We start from the raw sequence: 18751 nt of genomic DNA, 5'->3' as shown, positions 1-18751 counted from the left end.
ATACAAAACACACTATTACCAATCGCATTTAACGACTTCTTTTATAGCACAAAAGATCTTTTTTTTTGTAACATTTTTCCCAAAAAAGATACTTATAGAATAGGATAATAAATAACAATCAACTTATGAAAAACACTCGATATCTTATTCTTATTTTGGGAGTCCTTGGCAGTATAGCATGTGGTTATAACATCGTACTTGGAGAGGGAATTGCAACGAATGTTTTTGGATTTATCTCTGGTTCCAGTTTAGTGTGGGGATTTTTTGAATTAGAAAACACTCCTATTAAATCATAAAAACGTATTAAATAAATACATCAGGTTAGTCCTCCTGATGACAGTAATAGTACGATACCTCCCTCAGTGCTAGCACCAGAGGCGTTACATAAAAAAACAAACACTCATTTCGAGGGAAGTCTCGAATCATTTACATCTCGATAATCAAAGAAACAATCATACAGTAAACAAATGAAACGATACCAAATACCTACCCTGTTTTTATGTATAGTAAGTTTTGCAGGATATGCTCAAACCGAAAACATAGAGGATATCTCCCGTGCATTGGCACAACAACAACTGGAAGCTTATAACAAGAGAAATATAGACGAATTCCTGATTCCATATAGTGATAGTATCAAAGTATATACCTACCCTAATGAATTGAGATATCAGGGAAAAGAAACCATGAGGAAACGATATGCCGGTTTTTTTGAAAGAACTCCGGACCTTCATTGCGAAGTGGTTTCCAGAACTGTATATGGTAATGTCGTAATAGACAAAGAAGCCTTGACAGGTATAGGGAAAGACAAATCAAAAATTCGAGAGGCATTAGCTATCTACACAATTGAATATGGAAAAATATCAGAAGTACGCTTTGTCAGAAAACCAAAACAATAGTGTATCAAAATAAATCATCTTATCATTCTATAAGATGAACCATCACCACAATACTAACAATTAAGACAAATAGTATGAAACCAGCTATCACCAATCTTCATAAAGTTGCTATCGCCGGTATTCCGATAGTATTATTAACAGCTGTAATTCTCATTCCATATTCTCCATTTTTTACTGCACATACAGCCACCTTATCTCTGGGAATTACACTTGACCTTCTACTAACAATACCATTGGTCTATTTTTTATTAATAAGAAAAACCAATATCCCAAAAACCACATTGGTACCAGTACTTGTACTGGGTGTGATAACCGGTTCATATATTCTTCCGGAAGCGCATCAGCAATATTTAATCGCGTTTAAAAACTGGGGACTACCTGTTATAGAAATTACGATAGTACTCACTGTTATCTATAAAGTGGTTACTACTATCAAAAAGTTTAAAAAAGTACACAAAAAACAACTTGATTTTTATACGGCAGTAAGAGAAACTTGTGAACAAATCGTACCTAAAAAAATAGCTGCACTGCTATCTTCAGAGATTGCAATTATATATTATGGATTTTGGTTTTGGAAACCTGTACCAACAACGTCCACAACTTTTAGCTATCACAAAAACAGTGGCATCATCACTTTGTTATTTGCATTTATCTTTATCATAGGAATCGAAACATATGTATTGCACATTTGGATAGAAAAATGGAGTCTGATTACTGCCTGGATTCTCAGTGGAATTAGTTGTTACTCTGCTATTCAGATTTTCGGGATTTCAAAAGCAATTATCAAAAGACCAATTCGCATAGAACAGGATACACTTTTATTGCGATTCGGGATTCTTAGTGAGGTAAATATTCTGAAAAAAGACATTGCTGCCGTAACCATTAGCAGTGCTGCAATTCCAGAAGGAGAACACCAAACAACCAAACTCTCTCCTCTTGGAGACCTGGATAGTCATTCTGTTTTTATCGACCTTAAAAAACCATATACAATACATCAATTATATGGGAAAAATAAAACAGTTACCCGAATTGCCTTAGCTGTAGATCAGAAAGAAGCTTTTGTAACCGCATTGACACCATCAACCACTACCGATAAACAAGAATAGGATTAATATAAACAGGAGAAATATCTATGGGGAAAAGAATAATTCAAAAAGCTACTCCTTAAGTATCTATCCATCAATTATCGGGTAAAACATAAAAAAGGGAATCTATCTTCTTATGAAACATCTTATCTTTTCTTTTGATAGATTCCCTAGTAAACACTGGCAAATGTTTAACAAGAGTAATTTATTTTGATTCGGATAAAGATGATTAAGAAAAGTAGAAAACGATCGATTTTACATTCTAAATTCATCATAAATCCTTCTGTCTTTTTGAAAACCGACACCACCTTAGTCGGGCTTTTTTGACAAGCCTTACACTTTTTTTAAAAAAAATTAAAAAAATAACACCAATCCTCTTTTTTTAATTGACATTCTACATGATCTGACCTACAGATATTTGAGGTTCTTGAAAATTACATTTATCTTTAAAGAAACCATAACAATATCTAAAACCAATCAAATCAATAACATAACACTAAATTATCATGGGAATTTTAAAAAAAATTTTACTCGTTATTGCTATTCTAATAGCCATTCCCCTCATTACTGCATTATTTGTAAAAAAAGAGTATGATGTGGAAAGAGAAGTCATCATCGACAAACCCAAACAGGAAGTTTTTGAATATGTAAAGTATCTCAAAAATCAAGATCAATATAGCAAATGGGCATTGATGGATCCTGAAATGAAAAAAACATATAGTGGTACTGATGGTATGGTAGGGTTTATCGCTGCCTGGGATAGTGAAAATGAAGAAGTCGGAAAAGGAGAACAGGAAATAAAAAAAATTACGGAAGGAGAACGTATTGATTATGAACTTCGTTTTTTGACACCTTTTCAATCAACGGAACCTGCCTATATGATTACAGAAGCAATATCCGGAAATAAAACAAAAGTGAAATGGGGATTCAGTGGACATATGGATTACCCTATGAACCTTATGATGCTCTTCATGGATTTCGAACAAATGATTGGAGACGACCTCAATACCGGTTTACAAAACTTAAAAAATATTCTGGAAAAATAATTTTTCATTTTTCAATATATCCCCCCGATTACTTTTTGTTTTCGGGGTCTTTTTTTGTTAAAAATTACTAGTAAATTAATAGTTTCCTAAAAAAACTAAATGGTTTTGTTATTTTAGCTTTTAAAGCTATTCATTTTTTCCCTTAAAACGAATAGCTTATATATTGTACCCTCCCCAATCAAGCAACAAGCTAGACAACTAATAAACCAATATAAATGACACCAAACTATTACCCTAAAAGCCCTACCCATGTCCCAAAAAAATTAACAAAACTTCCCTTTTCGTATCAATTAAAAGCAAGTTTAGCAGTATTGTCGATTTTGCTTTTTTTCATCTTATACTCTATACTGATATGTACAATAGGATATTTGGTTTGGTATGCATTTAGCTACCCTATGGGATCTATTAATAAAATCACCGTATTATTAAAAGCAGGAGCTATTGCCGGAGCTGTTATGTTGTTATTATTTACGTTAAAGTTTGTTTTAAAACTAAAAAACCACACTCCTTCCAACAGAATCAAACTAGATCAGAAAAATCATCCCAATTTATGGAATTTTATTCATCAAATTTGTAACGAAACAGGAGCTCCAAACCCCAAATCGATCTATGCAGATCCTGATGTCAATGCATATGTATCCTATAATAATATGTGGCTTAGCTTGATTTTCCCAGTAAAGAAAGATCTCACCATAGGTCTGGGATTAATCAGCTGTCTGAATCTATCTGAATTCAAAGCAGTTATGAGTCATGAGTTTGGTCATTTCGCTCAACGAAGTATGAAAATCGGAAGCTATATTATTTCTGCCAATACTATTATTCATGATATGATCTTCTCCAGAGATAAATGGGATGAAGCCTTAGAACAATGGAGAGCCTCAGATATCAGGGTTTCTATTGCCGCCTGGATTATTACTCCCGTTATATGGTTAATTAGACAAGTATTAAACCTCTTTTACCAGTTTCTCAACATCATGTATTCCTTATTATCCAGAGAAATGGAATTTAATGCAGATAAAGTTGCAATTCACACATCTGGAAGTGAAGCCATTATCGCTTCTTTATTCAAACTAAATGATGGGTTTACACTGTGGAATACTACTATACAACACGCTTATCTCGCTGCTCAGAAAAAAATATATGTAGAGAACCTATATACACATCATACGATAGCTGTTAGAAAAGCCAGTGAGGCTCAAAAAGAAATTATCAATAATCTTCCGGCAGATATCCGGGGAGGAAAAAAATACTTCAGTGCAGCAGAAAACTCTAAAGTAAATATGTATGCCAGCCACCCTCCAAATAATCTTAGAGAAGACAATGCCAAAACTCCATATATCCATTGTGAAGAAGATAACAGATCTCCATGGATATTATTTGATTCCAAAGAAGCGATTCAGCAGAAAATGACGCAGTTGATATATTCGCAATACCTACAAAAAAGACCAACTGATTTTGTATCCGAAAAAGCTTTTGAAGCATTCATCACTGCGGAAAATCAAGGCAAAGAATTATTAGAAGAATATCACCATACTTTTGAAAACAGGTATCTTCACATCCCATCGATGGATCGCTTACAACAAGAAACCTATAAAATTGCTGAAAACAATTCATATTCGCTAACCGTATTAAAGGAAGAATTAGTACTCCTCATGAAACCTATTAAAGAAATTGAGGAACTGTTACTAAAAGCACGGCAAATCTCAGAAGGCACCACCAAAGAAAATCAATTCTCGTTTAATGGTATTCGGTACAATAAGAAAAATCTGCAAGAAGGATATACTCTTTTACTGGAGCAAAGAGAAAAATTGTTTAATGAGAGTTTTATAGACTGGGACACTCGATTCTGCGCATACCATCTACTTCTGGCTAAACAAGCAAATACCACAGATAAACTGATACAGTTATACAAACAACATACTGTGCTAAGTACAATCTACAGAGCCATCAGCCGAACAAAAGGTTTTATCTTACAGGAACTGCAAGTTTTGCAATCCAAAGAAGACATTCTTCAATCAGAAATTAGTGGATTTCAATTAAAAATAAATCAATTGATTCAATCACTAAATACAGAAATCAAGGAATTGGATCATCTTACCTTTACGCCACTACCTAATATAGAAACCGCCCAAGAGTTAAAAGAAGCCATCATAGAAAAAGGGAGGTTTAGAGAAGAAATCGGTCCTATCTTTGACAATGGGGGTTTTTCCCGAATTATCAATGCTTTGGAAACAGCAATGGTGCATTGTCAACGTATTGATCAAAAAAGCATTGGTAAAATTCTCAGTTATCACAAAGAGCTACAAATATCCCCTACCCCAAACTAGCTTATTTTGTTATCTCCTAAAAAAAGTTATTTTCACGGAGGAAAAAATAACCAATTGTATGAAATATACATTTTACTTACTATGCCCTCTATTAATAACCTTAAAAATATACGCACAACCTGTTAAAAAATCGCAAAAGCCTTTGATATATATTGCTCCGGAGATCGCCATTGGAAAAACAATGGAAGCCAATCAGGGGTTTCCTGAAACTTCCATACAAAAAGCATTCTTTGTAAGCCTGGGGTTTAATACTAATAAAGAAAAAGCATGGAAAAGACAATTAGGGTATCCCACTACAGGAATCTCCTTGAGTATTACCGATTTTGGAAATACTCAAAAAATAGGAAAAGCATATACTGTTATGCCCTTTCTAGAAACTTCTTTTTTTTCGCAAAAAAAACACCCTATTTACCTACAAGTAGGAATGGGAGCATCGTATATGGATACGCAATACCACCCTGTAGATAACCCATATAACAAAGCAATTACAACCAAGATCAACTGGTCCTTTCGTTCTTTTCTGTATTATGATATTTTCCGCACTAATCACATGGATTGGCGCATGGGACTCGGATACATCCATCACTCTAACGGACATACCAGACTCCCTAATCAGGGGTTAAATTCTTTTGTAGCGAGTGTCTCCTCTATAATTCCGGTAACAAAACAAGTTTCCCCCTCTTTTCGGAAAGTATCTGAAACAAAAGAAAACACGCCTGGAAGTACAACATTCATATCAGGCAGGTTCGGACTTGGATACAATGTATTATCACAAACGTTTAACGCTCAAAAAGAAGTATACTCTGTAGCCTTTAGTGCCGGAAAGATCTATAAAAACACTTTCAAATTTGGTGGGGGATTTTACTATCGTTTTTACCAACACTATTATGACCATATAAAAAACGATGAAGAATTAATCGAGGAACAGGTTCCCTTTTTTAGAGAAAGCCCCTTTCGTTATGCAACTAACTTCGGAGTATTTGCCAGTGCTGAATTATTACTTGGTCACGTAGGTCTCAGTACACAAATCGGACTTAACATCTACAAGCCCTTTTATAAAATAGACTGGCAATTAAGTCAAGGATATTATGCTAATGACACGTATTACAAAGAAGACCTTAACTGGTATTATGAAATAAAACGAACCGTCTCTAGCAGAATGGGGATTAAATACTACCTACGCAACACAAATACATCTCCAAAACACAATGTATTTGTCTCAGCACACATCAATGCGAATTTAGGACAGGCAGATTTTTCAGAAATCAGCATCGGATATGTACATCGGTTTGCAAAAAAATAATCCTACCACAGCCTATGATTTCAAACAATTTAAAAATTCAGTTTTTCCTCTAGTGGTTAGATACGGGTATATCGATTGCAGAATAACCTGGGTATAGCGCTTCAGATTTTTCGCAGTAACATTGCCCGTAGAAAACTCTGCCGAGGCAATCCAGAAATCAGATAAAATCTGAAATCGATCATACAAAAACTCATACTCATCAGGCAGCTCTTCTTCCCGGATCAAGCCATTGTTTTCTAACTGATGAATCGCGTAAAAAAATTGTTCTTTTCTCTGTTTCATCAATGCAGAATAATGAGTAGCTATTTTCTGATTGCCCCGCATAAGCTGCACAAAATCAAGAAAGATAAAGCGATATTCAAAAAAAAGCGAAAGAATCCCTTTTGTCATCTCAAACATAGAACTTAATTCAAAACGCTTATCAAGTGCCCCTTCGATTACAACAGATACCTTATCTACCAACTGTTCATACAATGCAATTTCAATATCTTCTTTTTTCTTGAAATGATATGTCAGATTCCCTGGACTTATTGCTAATGTATCTGCTATTTTTCGCTGACTCACTGCTCCTATTCCATAGGTATTAAATAACTGCAGGCTATGTGCCAATATTCTTACTTTGGTCATGTTCATGCCACAAATATAAGAATTAGTAGTACTGTACTAAAAAAATAGTACATTTGTACTAGGTTAGTCATTTACAACTTCTCAAGCCTAATGTCCTATGAAAGTAAAACAGGAACAGTTAATAGAAACCAAAGCGACAAAACCCCTATTACCATCAACCGATTTTGGGGATACATTTAGTACAACAAATCATCGGGATACGATTACTGAAGTAACACAAAATATTTTTGGCTCTGCTCCTCCCTGGGTGATTGCATTAATGAAGTTTAGAAATAGCCTCGTCAGATTCATTGGGGTTAATACAGTGATTCCTGATGAAAGCAAACAGCAATTTAAGGTTGGTGGGTATATAGGTTTTTTTAAAATCTATAGCATTACCGATAATGAGATTCTCCTCGGAGAAGATGACACACACCTCAACTTCCGAGTAAGCATTTTTGATTCCAAAGAAAAAGAATACAATATCAAAGTATCAACCTTAGTTACCTATAATAAAACCATTGGCAGGGTGTATATGTTTTTCGTAAAACCTTTTCATAAAATAGTAGTAAAAAACATGATCAAACAAGCATATCACCCTTTGTAATTTTCCTAATCTTCTAAATAACATCTCACTGATCGGAATCATTCATTATTCAAGGCATCAATGTCTTTTTATCCCTTCATCTATGGGGAAGCCATCATTCTGACTTCCCTACTCTTTTATTTTGTTAACAACATCATAAAAGTATTCTATCCCCATGCTGTTTTAAGGTATATTTACACATCTTATACAAGAGTATATCAGGTGATTTTGATGTACCACAACGTACATCACTAAACACCTCATGACATTTGCCTGAAATAATTATAATTTCAAGACAAGCATACAGAATATAAAATCCTGATTATCAGGACGAAGACACACTCAACAAACAAAAAGCTTTTAGCGCCAGAAGAAACTGGTTATACGATAAACACATATTATGAAAATTATTATTTCCGAAAAAAAAGGATTCACAATTGCTGATGTAGTTCAGTTATACAAAGCTAATCAATGGAGCGCAGCAGCAAAACCAGAACAACTATACAATGCATTATTAGGGTCTCATACAGTATTAACCGCATGGGATGATAAAAAGCTGATCGGTTTAGGAAATGCTATATCTGATGGGCATCTAGTCGTATATTTCCCACACTTACTGATATTACCGGAATATCAAAACAAAGGAATCGGACAGATCATTATGGAAAAACTTACAGAGAAATATAAAGAATTCCATATGCAAATGCTCACTGCAGATCAGGAAGCCATTTCGTTCTATAAAAAAAATGGATTCGAAAAAGCAGGAAACACACAAGCTATGTGGATTTATAAAGGCAAAGAGCATTGATCATTTTTCTGATACATTAAATATCAGACAATATTAGAGAAGTGTGCGTATCTCCATAAACCATAATATGATCTATAAAATCCTGAAGGTGCATCCTGTCTTTTAAGATAACCTTCAGATGCACATTGTAGTTCCCGGTAATTCGGTACGCATCTTTCACTTCTTTATAGGTTTTGATCACCCTCAAAAAACTTTGTAGTTTTCCATGGAATACTTTCACTAAAATAAACGCTTCAATATCATACCCTAATTGTTTATAGTCCAACGCTATCTGATATTGACGAATAACTCCGTGATCTTCGAGTCGCTGAACCCGTTCCCGAATCGCTGAAGGAGAAAGAGTTAATCTTCTGGCAATATCTGCAAAAGATGCTCTGGCTTCTTTTTCCAAAATGTTTATTATAGCTATATCTATATCATCAACTATTGAATCCATACACAAATTAAATTATTACTTTTTTTTCAACACTAAATTAACACTTTTGCAATCAAATCCACTTTGGCTAAGCACAAAAACTATCTACTTTTGAACAAAAATTACAGATGGTACTTATTTTCAATCAAAAAGATCCTATTCCGTGGCAACAAGCACTCCAAAAATCATTACCTAATACGAAAGTAGAAATATATAGTCCTGCTACCAATCCCGACACTGTATCGTTTGCTGTATGTTGGAAACCACAACCTCAGCTTCTCAAACAATTCCCTAATCTGCAAATAGTACAATCCGCTGGAGCTGGTGTCGACCATATTACCAGAACACAACAATTAGATCCGGATAAAATCACATTATCCAGGATTGTCGACCCTCATTTATCCAATGACATGTGGGAATACCTTCTTTCCATCGTATTGTCCCAACTAAAAAACACCGCCGTCTATACACTGGCAAATCAACATCGACAATGGACCCCGCTCCCTTATAAACGATTACAGGATATGACCATTTCTATTATGGGACTTGGAAATATCGGAAAACATGTCGCTTCCCAATTTGCAGCATTGGGAGCCCGGGTAAAAGGATGGTCAAACAGCCCTAAAGAACTCCCACAAGTAGATACCTATGCCGGAGAAGCAGCACTTTCTTCATTCCTAAAGCATACAGATATTCTTATTAATATTCTTCCTTTGACATCAAAAACAGAAAATATCCTGAGAAAAGAAATATTATCTCAACTTAACAAAGAGGCATATCTAATAAATGTAGGCAGAGGGGAACACCTGGTTGAGCAAGACCTGATAACACTAGTAGAAAGCAAACACTTATCCGGTGCTACCCTCGATGTATTCAGAACGGAACCTTTACCTGACAAACACCCCTTCTGGACATACGATAATATTCAGATAACACCCCATATCGCCAGTATTACCAATATTCATAGCTGCATCACTCAAATTGTCCAAAACTATCAACTGTTTCGTTCCCAAAAAACATTACTACATACAGTCTCATTACAAAAAGAATACTAATTATGACTTCTTCGATATTTCACTATGCATTTACAGTAAAAGATATAGAAAGCACCATTGTTTTTTATCATACGATCCTGGGTTGCTCCATAGGGAGGTCGACTGCATCCTGGGTTGACTTTGATTTTTTTGGTCATCAGGCATCAGCTCACCTGTCAGATAACATCCCACCACTTGATTATTGTGGCTCAGTAGATGGAGTTCAGGTACCAATCCCCCATTTTGGATGCATTATTTCCAGAGATGAGTTTACCCGAATTAAACAGCAACTCGAAACTCACAATATTCCATTTATCATCCCCCCACAAATCAGATACAAAGGCAAAAAAGGAGAGCAGCTAACAATGTTTTTATTGGATCCCAGCAACAATCCTATTGAGTTTAAATCTTTTACAAATCAACATGAAATTTTCAGCTAAAAAAAATCTTTCCCTCTACAAAACACAGCACGCAAACAACTCTATACCAAAACTTTATATTTACATTATCAAACCATGAAATATATCCCAATATTCAGAATATAGTATAACAAATACTTAAACCCCATCGTTAGGAGACGGTTTTAATCTTTAGTTACTTGTAAGCTCTTTAAACCTAAAATTAAAACCTATGAAATTTAAATTCGCATTTATTTCGTTATTAAGTATTATTCTTTTTCTTGTTATCTCCTGTAGTGATACTACAGAAATTGACGACACAACAGTAACGAATGAATATTTAAGCCTGGTTGGAACGGTTACACATCGTACAGCAACTACACAGGAATTAAACAAATTAACTCGTCCTTCTCTAAAAACCAATTGCACCCTGGACGGAGATACCGGATGCTCTGACGGAGCCTCTTCTGAATTCGAACGTTATGTAAGAGAATGTACTGACTACCCCCGCTCCTGGCCTCCAAGTGGCAGTGTGTCTACTTTTTATAAAAGTATGATCTACTATGTAGACAGTGATAGCGATATTAATCTCGATCACTACCAAGATGAATTACAAACACATGTAAATCAAATCATCAACTCTGTAGGGAGTGCTGCATATATCAATGCTGACATTGTATACTTTGAATGTAGAGACAGACAAAACAATTCTTGTGTAATTCAATATACCGTATACAAATAATCCCCCGGAGTATAAAATAATACATAACATCTGCTATTATTACATATACTCAATCAGAAAATCCGATAATCAATAAAACTGATCTATCGGATTTTTTTATTCTCTCCTACCCCACAGTCACTAGTAAACCTGTTCGACTCGAATACAAAGAAGGTTAAAATGATTTTTTCTCAAAAGAATGACATACGATTACAATATTTTATTTTTACCTTTCTCCCTCTCAATCCTCGATACAACTCATGTCACTAACATCAATCTTACAGACAATCAGTAAAGAATACACTCCTTTATCTGACAAAACCATAGCACATTGGGCATCGTTAATCAAACAACGTACCTACCCCAAAGGATATATCCTGGTTAAGGAAGGACAATATTCTGACATGCTATATTATATTGTCAAAGGAGCTATCAAAGCATATTATCTCAAAGATGGAAAAAACGTCACAGACTGGTTTGCTTTTGAAGGAGATTTTATGTGTGCTATCACCAGTTATTTTCTACAGGTTCCCAGCCCTCATTATATCGAAACTCTGGAGGAGGTGCATTTACTAAGTATCACCAGAGAAGAAATGAATTTACTTTGTGACAATTATCACGATTTCGAGCGCCTGGGACGTATTAGCTGCACCAAAACAATGTTGCAATTACAACAACGAATTGTATCTCTACAATTTGAAACAGCTCAGCAACGTTACGAAAACTTATTAGAGCGATTTCCTGTAATTACTCAACGAGCCTCTCTGAGAGATATCGCTTCTTTCCTAGGTATTACCCAGGAAACTCTAAGCAGAATAAGAGCCAATACACGAATTTGATTTATATCAAATGAATTCTAAGGTCGGATCACGAACTTTGTCTACAACCAATGATACCGATTATTATGGAGTTATTAAAAAACTGGTCTCAAATCCGAAAACATTTCCGGGAAAGCTTTACCACAAACCTCCACGTATCTATTGCTACGGTTGGAGCGCTTCAATCTCCTGACGTCACTCCGATTGGTACTTTTTTTCTAAACAGAGAACAAGCTACTGGTTTTTATTTTGAAAAATATGCAACGACTATTGCTTCGCATTTTGAAAACACTACCAATGTATGTGTATTAGCTGTCAATAGCAACCGCTGGTTCTGGATCTATTCTTTATTCTCTAATCGTTTTAAAAAACACCCTGCTATAAAATTATATGGTCAATTAGGAGAACGACGTCTTGCAACTGAAGAAGAATTAAAACGACTGAGAAGAAGGATGAAAAGAACAAGAATGCTTAAAGGGCATCAGTACCTATGGAACACTATGACTTATGTTCGCCCTATTAGCTTCACTCATGCTTCTAAAATGAAACTAGGCAAAATGACACAATTACTATAACCTTTTTTATAATGAGCATCCCTCTTATTGCAGCAAATGTACTCACACTAATCGCTTTTATTCTACACACTTTTATCGGAGATAAAGAAATACGTAGTATCGCTCCGGCATACCAAGATGATGACAACACCCCAACAGAACGTTGGACTATGAGCCGCTGCGGATGGCATTGGATTTCTTTTGATTTACTATTTGCTACTATTGGCTTGGCATTAATCAATTTCTCTGAAATACTTCCTGCAGAAGACATCCTTCTTCAATTAGGGTGTATCTATTTTATGGGGTATGCTTTCGTATGGTTTCTTATCATTTCCATCTCGGCATCTTTTCCCAAAAATTATCTCCGCCTAGGACAATGGATATTACTAGCTCTCATAAGTGGGTGTATTTATTGGGGTACTTACTAACCATAAGAGAGATCTACTCAAAACATAACACCCTGGCGACACAATATCCGGGTGCTAATGAAAAGAGCTGTATGAAAATTTCATACAGCTCTTTACTGACTCTTGCTAAGAACACCTTAAATCACAACATCTTCTAAGTGTTTTTCATATTGCCCGCCCCATTCCAGGTAATAGTTACTTTGCACCCAGGGTAATCGCTGTAAATTATATCGATGAAGCATTACTTTTTCTGCTTCACAGAAAGCACCTTCTACCCACCCCTGCTGATCAGAGTATGCTTCTCCAACAATATAAACTGCTTCATTTGCTTGTGGCTGCCTGATTTCCGGCATTTTATCAGCTACAACAAACCCTGCTTTCCATGCGTGATACCCTCCTCCATACGGATCTTCGCTCCAATCTTTATATGCAGATGTATATGGTTCGGGAATATCTATATTATCCCCATGCATTTCTCTAGCTTGTTTCATCACTTCTGCTACCATCGACTTTGTTGCCGGTGGAATATCTTTGTTTAAGAAATCCTTTAGTTGTTTTCTAAACCACGGCTTGGATTGTAACAATGGAGTGGGAACAGTCTCAAAAGGAGCATCATTCTCCATTGATTTCCAAAACGAGACTGTACGCATATCATTATAACTTGCCAAAAACAATGAATGGTGATTCTCCGGGTCTGTTCCAAAATAATAACATTGACGCATCGGCAGATCAGTTATTGAATGAGGAGACTGATCTGGCCACCAAGGATATGTAAACCCTAACAAAATTTTTAAGGAGGGTTCTCCCATCACAGTTTTTATGTTATCATACAAAGGCTTACTAACTTCATTAAAAGGGTTGAATAAAAAGTTACTTTGATCTAATAATTCTAAAGACCTTCTGGGCATTCCCAAAATAATTTCATCTGCATACACTACCCACTGCTTGCTTGTGTCTTTTACCTGAAAATTATGTCGTACTCCGGTTTCAATATGTTGAAAAATTAATTTATACTTTTTCGTAGAAGCTCCATCTGTCACCTTTTCAAAGCTTACCAAGGCATTATTAGGGCGAATAGTTCCTCCGGAAGATATAAATTTATGAGCTGTCACTTTTAGTACTTTATCAAATCCTCCTTCAATCGTTTTATAACTAACATCATCATCTGCAAAATCCCCTACCATATACGGAAAAGCTTCTGCCGCATTCCAATTAATAGTATTGGAATAATATCCTCCTCCATTTGCTAAAAACTCATAACACTCCTGAGAACTCCTATCTTTAAGTAGGTTCCAAAACCCTATTTCGTAAACATACTTTCCTTCGTAAGGTCCCGGAAAATTATATCTCAATGTGCGTTTTACTGTTCTCCAGGTTTCCTGTGGGTCTGGACTATTCTGAATTTCCTCAATACTCGTTCCATCTGCTTGTAGCACTTCATCTATAACTTGATTAAAAATTGTATTTGCACTTTTTCCTTCAAATTGTGCATCTACATAGTAACGAGTTCTAAAATCTGAAGTGATATCTTTTGCCTGAAATCGCTGTTTCCTCAAATAATACAACTGCTCTTCCTCTTTAGAAGGGTTAAAATCTATCGAAGTCAGCAACCCTTGACTTTCATATTGATTAATCAATCCATTAATAATCTCTTGATGCTCCATATAACGCATTCCTCCTAATTCTCCTGTTACATTCATTCCCGGCAGCTGTATAGAATCCAGACGTCCACAGATACGATCACTAGCTTCAAAAATTTGCACATTTTTGTGTAATGGTCGCCCTTCGGTATCTACCCCTGTCTTTAACCGGTAACCAGAATACAAACCAGAGGCTCCTGCTCCTATAATTGCAACATCAATTTCCAAACCATCTTCGGGTTTACTAATAAACCCCTTATGCCCTTTGGGTAACATTACAGGTTTTTCGCTCTTCTCTCTACTTTTTGTTAACAGATGCTTAGGCGCATGAAGGCGCAATGCATACTTATCAAAATCATATATCCAATCAATCGTTAACTGATCTAAAAAATACTGATCTTCTTCTGTAAGTCTTTCTGTAACCATTTTAGCCACCAAGTCCCCTATGGTAGGAATAAATTTCCCTGCCCATCCTGCAGTATACACTACAATATTTTTATGATTTGGTACCGTAGCTGGCAGGTAATCCAACAATAGTTCCTGTGATGTCTTTGACAACGCTACCAGACAGGTCGAAGGATATGACACCTTCTGTTCCAAGCCTGGCATATGTGCTTTTACCCAGTCCGTATTATATCCTAAACTAATATCACTGGGAATACCAGTTCGTTCAGAAGGGTGGTCAATAATACGATCTGGAATTGCAGGAGCCACACGCACATAGCCCGGATGTGACCAGTCTACTTCATTAAACCCATAAAAAACACTGGTATTAGCATCTTCCTGAAAGACATACCAGGTAGTTGATTTCTCCGCTAATTCGGGATCTGTTATTTTATAATAGGCAGAAGACATCTCCCAAATATCAATCCCTACCTTTATCCCGAAATTAGCAACTAAATCATTGACATACGGTCCTGGAATAATAGCTAGTTTTTCGGTGGTGTAATACCCTAATGCTTCCTTTGTTTTACTGTTCTGAATATACACTTGTATTTCTCCTCCCTCCAGAGAAACGATATCGTATACTTCTACAAAATCATATAATTGCACCTGATCCTGTACTGACAATTGATCTAATAAAAACTGCTGGGTAGCCTCTATATTGAGAACCCCCCCATCTTTTTGAAAAAAACCTGAATAATCATCTTGTATGTTCGAAAAATTAAACCGCTCCATAATAGCTGTTCCATCTTCTAATACCTCATAAGGGATTCCTAATTCATCCATTACTTCTATTGCTTTTTCTATCCCTCCTTCTGATGATGTTGCCTCTGGGTCACCAAACCACAATGCTCCTACCTGATCTAATAATTTTGTACCTGATACGGCATTCAATGCTTTCCATTGTTTTTCTGCCCGAAGTGCTAATTGTGCCATAGGTACCGTATCGTATTGAACCCTGAATTGCCGAGATTTCCCTGAAGAGCTTACTTCATCATTAATAAAAGAAAACTGCTCTAACACCGCTACTGTTTTAGTATTATCTTCCTTATTAATATGATACGCTGCTGACAATCCTATTGGTCCTCCTCCGATTACAATAACATCAAAGTGATCATTTTTTTGTGTGTGCCTCATATATTTATTCAATTGGTTATTGAATTAAACTTACAAAAAACACCTAATAACCAACATCTTAACCACCGCAAAATATATACGGCAAAAAAACATTTATCTTTCTTTAAATCTCTTATTTAAGAAAAGGAAGAGTTTACTGTCGTTGTTTTCCTACAATTTATACACACTATAAATTAGTTGATAACATATCTAAAATCGGCATATGTTTTTCCCTTTAAAGGCAGGAGTTGTAAGAGATTTCACGGCTCTTTTATTCTTTTAAAAAAAGCTTGTGAACTAAAAATATCAATGCAAAAACCATAAAAATTATATGGTCATTTTTTTTACTGTTCTCAAAAAAATAGCTAAATTTAAAGTATAACTCTAAAACCAAAAAACCTGAATAACAAATATTTACCAACACCTAACGACTTACCCCCTCCCTCTATATCAATATCAGTAACGACAGGACAAAGTATTGTCTATATGTCTTTTCGCATACAAGGCATTATTTATATTAAAGAAAGGTAAACCGTTTTCTATGGAACTTGATTTACAATATAGAAATCTTTTCAGTCTAAGTCAGGATTTAATTGCTATTGCAGGTATCGATGGGTATTTCAAGCAAATTAATAATCGATGGACAGAGCTTTTAGGCTACAGCAGGGAGGAATTACTAAACCATCCTTTTATTTCTCTTATTCACCCTGAAGATCAAAGAAAAACAGCACTAATCACCAAAAAGAAAGCACAAGGAAATGTAATTTCCCGTTTTGAAAATCGGTTTATTACCAAAGATGGTCAAACGATATGGTTAGAATGGAATACAACTGACGTTGAAGATGATACGCATGAGTTTTTTGCCATTGTTCGAGATAAAACAATTGACAAAAAACAAAAATTAAAATTGAGAAAAATGCTCAAACAACTACGTGTAAAAACAAAGCAGCTCGAAAGTTATGCCTATATCACTTCACACAATTTAAAATCTCCTGTTGCTAATATTTTTACTCTTACGAATTTTCTGGAAGAGACAACTACCAATCAGGAACAGGATGAATATATCTCCCGTATTAAGATTTCTACAGAAATATTAAACAAAACCATTGATGACCTGGTACGAGTAATACAAATTAATTCTTTCCCTGAATTAAAAATACGTTCTATTTCACTAAAAAAAACTTGTAAAGAAGTATCTGAATTACTTCATGACAAATTAACTAAATATCATATTAATCTTACCTATGATTTTGAACAAGGTAACTACATCCAATACTCCAAAGCATATCTCCACAATATCTTTTTTAATCTTATCTCTAATTCAATCACCTACAGGTCTTCTGAACGCCCTGCTACCATTCATATCGAATCCAGAAAAGTTAACAACACCATTCAATTGTTATTCAGCGACAATGGAATTGGAATCGACTTAAAAAAACATCGGAACAATATTTTTGGGTTCGGTAAAACCTTCCACAACAATCCTGAAGCAAAAGGATTTGGGCTTTTCTTAATTAAATCTCAAATAGAAGCACTCAATGGAAATATCTCCATCGCCAGTGAAGTTAATAAAGGAACTACGTTTATCATAAACCTAGCATGATTACTGAAAATAATACGACATTGTATCTGATAGATGATGATACGATTCATCAGTTTATTGTAAAAAAACTGATTAGTAAAATCTCATCTCAACAAAATAAATTGCTTACCTTTTCTAATGGAGAAGAAGCTATTCTCTTTATTGAATCCATATGGAATCAAAAAGAACAACTTCCTGATGTTATTTTACTGGATATTAATATGCCCATTATGGATGGATGGGATTTTCTGAATGCATATATCAAATTGACTCCTACTCCTGAAAAAAAAATAAATATCTATATCTTATCTTCATCTCAAAACCCGGATGATCTGGAGAAAGCTAAAAAATATAAAAATATTGCTGGCTATCTCACCAAACCTATCAATGAATCAATTTTAAAAGAACTACTAGAATTCTGAAGCTTTCTTACAGTTCTAAAAGATACCTACTATATCTATTTAATTACAACAGATATAGTAGATACATATATTTCTTCTTATGAAATCGATATAAGTCTTTTTGGTGCTTCTTTGGCTTCTTCCTTTTTAGGAAGGCTCACCCCTAGAATTCCATTTTCATAAGAGGCTTCTATAGCTACTCTGTCTATACTATCCGGCAAGGTAAATGATCTCTTAAAAGCCCCATACCTAAACTCTCTTCGGGAATAAGTTCCTTTTTCTGTAGCTTCCGATACGTTTTCTTCATCCGATACAGCTGCCGAAATAGTCAATACATCTTTATCTAATTCTAGGTTAAAATTCTCCTTGGAAAAGCCCGGAATCGCCAGTTCCAAATCAAAAGAAGCATCTGTTTCTTTGATATTTACAGCTGGAATATCTACTCCAACCCTCTTGGTAGCAGTAGCACCTCCAAACCAATCTGTATTAAAAAAATCGTCTAATTGTAATGGTAGTCTTTCTGTGTTTTTTACGAATCTCATTATAGTATTTTTTATTGTTATT

20 protein-coding genes are annotated in these 18751 nt (G+C 35.2%); 16 read left to right on the top strand and 4 right to left on the bottom strand.

Annotation, left to right across the window (positions count from 1 at the left end; genetic code table 11):
* Positions 1 to 125: 125 nt before the first annotated feature.
* The 6 genes from ACFSTE_RS10385 to ACFSTE_RS10360 all read left to right on the top strand — a co-directional run bounded on the left by ACFSTE_RS10385 (position 126) and on the right by ACFSTE_RS10360 (position 6657).
* Positions 126 to 296 carry a hypothetical protein gene (locus ACFSTE_RS10385; protein WP_176029223.1) on the top strand — a complete coding sequence of 57 codons (171 nt, stop codon included), beginning with the start codon at positions 126 to 128 and terminating at the stop codon, positions 294 to 296.
* Positions 297 to 467: 171 nt separating this feature from the next.
* The gene (locus ACFSTE_RS10380) at positions 468 to 896 is read left to right on the top strand and encodes a nuclear transport factor 2 family protein (RefSeq protein ID WP_378256459.1); all 429 of its coding nucleotides are present in this window, start codon (positions 468 to 470) and stop codon (positions 894 to 896) included.
* A gap of 74 nt (positions 897 to 970) precedes the next feature.
* Entirely contained in the window at positions 971 to 2002 is a 1032-nt protein-coding gene (locus tag ACFSTE_RS10375; protein WP_378256461.1) for a hypothetical protein, read from the top strand.
* Positions 2003 to 2487: 485 nt separating this feature from the next.
* The gene (locus ACFSTE_RS10370; protein WP_176029220.1) at positions 2488 to 3027 is read left to right on the top strand and encodes an SRPBCC family protein; all 540 of its coding nucleotides are present in this window, start codon (positions 2488 to 2490) and stop codon (positions 3025 to 3027) included.
* 215 nt (positions 3028 to 3242) lie between these two features.
* The gene (locus ACFSTE_RS10365) at positions 3243 to 5354 is read left to right on the top strand and encodes a M48 family metallopeptidase (RefSeq protein WP_378256463.1); all 2112 of its coding nucleotides are present in this window, start codon (positions 3243 to 3245) and stop codon (positions 5352 to 5354) included.
* Between the two features lie 58 nt (positions 5355 to 5412).
* Positions 5413 to 6657, top strand: coding sequence for an acyloxyacyl hydrolase (locus ACFSTE_RS10360; RefSeq protein WP_176029218.1), 1245 nt, complete (start codon positions 5413 to 5415; stop codon positions 6655 to 6657).
* 12 nt (positions 6658 to 6669) lie between these two features.
* Here the strand turns inward: ACFSTE_RS10360 and ACFSTE_RS10355 are convergent, their stop codons facing one another.
* Positions 6670 to 7290 carry a TetR/AcrR family transcriptional regulator gene (locus ACFSTE_RS10355; RefSeq protein WP_176029217.1) on the bottom strand — a complete coding sequence of 207 codons (621 nt, stop codon included), beginning with the start codon at positions 7288 to 7290 and terminating at the stop codon, positions 6670 to 6672.
* Positions 7291 to 7381: 91 nt separating this feature from the next.
* Here ACFSTE_RS10355 and ACFSTE_RS10350 point away from each other — a divergent pair, with 91 nt between their 5' ends.
* The gene (locus ACFSTE_RS10350) at positions 7382 to 7870 is read left to right on the top strand and encodes a DUF2867 domain-containing protein (RefSeq protein WP_176029216.1); all 489 of its coding nucleotides are present in this window, start codon (positions 7382 to 7384) and stop codon (positions 7868 to 7870) included.
* A gap of 379 nt (positions 7871 to 8249) precedes the next feature.
* Positions 8250 to 8657, top strand: coding sequence for a GNAT family N-acetyltransferase (locus ACFSTE_RS10345; RefSeq protein WP_378256464.1), 408 nt, complete (start codon positions 8250 to 8252; stop codon positions 8655 to 8657).
* A gap of 16 nt (positions 8658 to 8673) precedes the next feature.
* On the opposite strand, the gene ACFSTE_RS10340 is transcribed toward ACFSTE_RS10345, so the two are convergent.
* The gene (locus ACFSTE_RS10340; protein ID WP_378256465.1) at positions 8674 to 9093 is read right to left on the bottom strand and encodes an Lrp/AsnC family transcriptional regulator; all 420 of its coding nucleotides are present in this window, start codon (positions 9091 to 9093) and stop codon (positions 8674 to 8676) included.
* Positions 9094 to 9200: 107 nt separating this feature from the next.
* Here ACFSTE_RS10340 and ACFSTE_RS10335 point away from each other — a divergent pair, with 107 nt between their 5' ends.
* The 6 genes from ACFSTE_RS10335 to ACFSTE_RS10310 all read left to right on the top strand — a co-directional run bounded on the left by ACFSTE_RS10335 (position 9201) and on the right by ACFSTE_RS10310 (position 13025).
* The gene (locus tag ACFSTE_RS10335) at positions 9201 to 10127 is read left to right on the top strand and encodes a 2-hydroxyacid dehydrogenase (protein WP_378256466.1); all 927 of its coding nucleotides are present in this window, start codon (positions 9201 to 9203) and stop codon (positions 10125 to 10127) included.
* A gap of 2 nt (positions 10128 to 10129) precedes the next feature.
* Positions 10130 to 10546 carry a VOC family protein gene (locus ACFSTE_RS10330; protein WP_176029213.1) on the top strand — a complete coding sequence of 139 codons (417 nt, stop codon included), beginning with the start codon at positions 10130 to 10132 and terminating at the stop codon, positions 10544 to 10546.
* Positions 10547 to 10736: 190 nt separating this feature from the next.
* Complete coding sequence (locus tag ACFSTE_RS10325; RefSeq protein ID WP_176029212.1) at positions 10737 to 11246, top strand: hypothetical protein; 510 nt, start codon at positions 10737 to 10739, stop codon at positions 11244 to 11246.
* Positions 11247 to 11485: 239 nt separating this feature from the next.
* Positions 11486 to 12064 carry a Crp/Fnr family transcriptional regulator gene (locus ACFSTE_RS10320; RefSeq protein ID WP_176029211.1) on the top strand — a complete coding sequence of 193 codons (579 nt, stop codon included), beginning with the start codon at positions 11486 to 11488 and terminating at the stop codon, positions 12062 to 12064.
* A gap of 65 nt (positions 12065 to 12129) precedes the next feature.
* The gene (locus ACFSTE_RS10315; protein WP_378298128.1) at positions 12130 to 12618 is read left to right on the top strand and encodes a hypothetical protein; all 489 of its coding nucleotides are present in this window, start codon (positions 12130 to 12132) and stop codon (positions 12616 to 12618) included.
* Between the two features lie 11 nt (positions 12619 to 12629).
* Positions 12630 to 13025: a hypothetical protein gene (locus ACFSTE_RS10310; RefSeq protein ID WP_378256468.1), complete on the top strand. Its 396-nt coding sequence runs from the start codon at positions 12630 to 12632 to the stop codon at positions 13023 to 13025.
* 116 nt (positions 13026 to 13141) lie between these two features.
* Here ACFSTE_RS10310 and ACFSTE_RS10305 read toward each other — a convergent pair whose 3' ends face one another.
* Complete coding sequence (locus ACFSTE_RS10305) at positions 13142 to 16225, bottom strand: FAD-dependent oxidoreductase (protein ID WP_378256469.1); 3084 nt, start codon at positions 16223 to 16225, stop codon at positions 13142 to 13144.
* 520 nt (positions 16226 to 16745) lie between these two features.
* Between ACFSTE_RS10305 and ACFSTE_RS10300 the strand changes: the two genes are divergently transcribed.
* Both ACFSTE_RS10300 and ACFSTE_RS10295 read left to right on the top strand, forming a co-directional pair.
* A complete protein-coding gene (locus tag ACFSTE_RS10300) occupies positions 16746 to 17807 on the top strand; it encodes a sensor histidine kinase (protein ID WP_176029207.1) in 1062 nt (353 codons plus the stop codon).
* A complete protein-coding gene (locus ACFSTE_RS10295) occupies positions 17804 to 18208 on the top strand; it encodes a response regulator (RefSeq protein WP_176029206.1) in 405 nt (134 codons plus the stop codon). The genes ACFSTE_RS10300 and ACFSTE_RS10295 overlap by 4 nt, the downstream gene beginning before the upstream one ends.
* Positions 18209 to 18285: 77 nt before the next feature.
* Here ACFSTE_RS10295 and ACFSTE_RS10290 read toward each other — a convergent pair whose 3' ends face one another.
* Positions 18286 to 18729 carry an Hsp20/alpha crystallin family protein gene (locus ACFSTE_RS10290; RefSeq protein WP_176029205.1) on the bottom strand — a complete coding sequence of 148 codons (444 nt, stop codon included), beginning with the start codon at positions 18727 to 18729 and terminating at the stop codon, positions 18286 to 18288.
* Positions 18730 to 18751: the final 22 nt, after the last annotated feature.

The sequence above is a fragment of the Aquimarina hainanensis genome, from assembly GCF_042684685.1.
Taxonomy (GTDB): Bacteria; Bacteroidota; Bacteroidia; order Flavobacteriales; family Flavobacteriaceae; genus Aquimarina; species Aquimarina hainanensis.
This window is presented reverse-complemented; position numbering and strand designations above follow the sequence as displayed.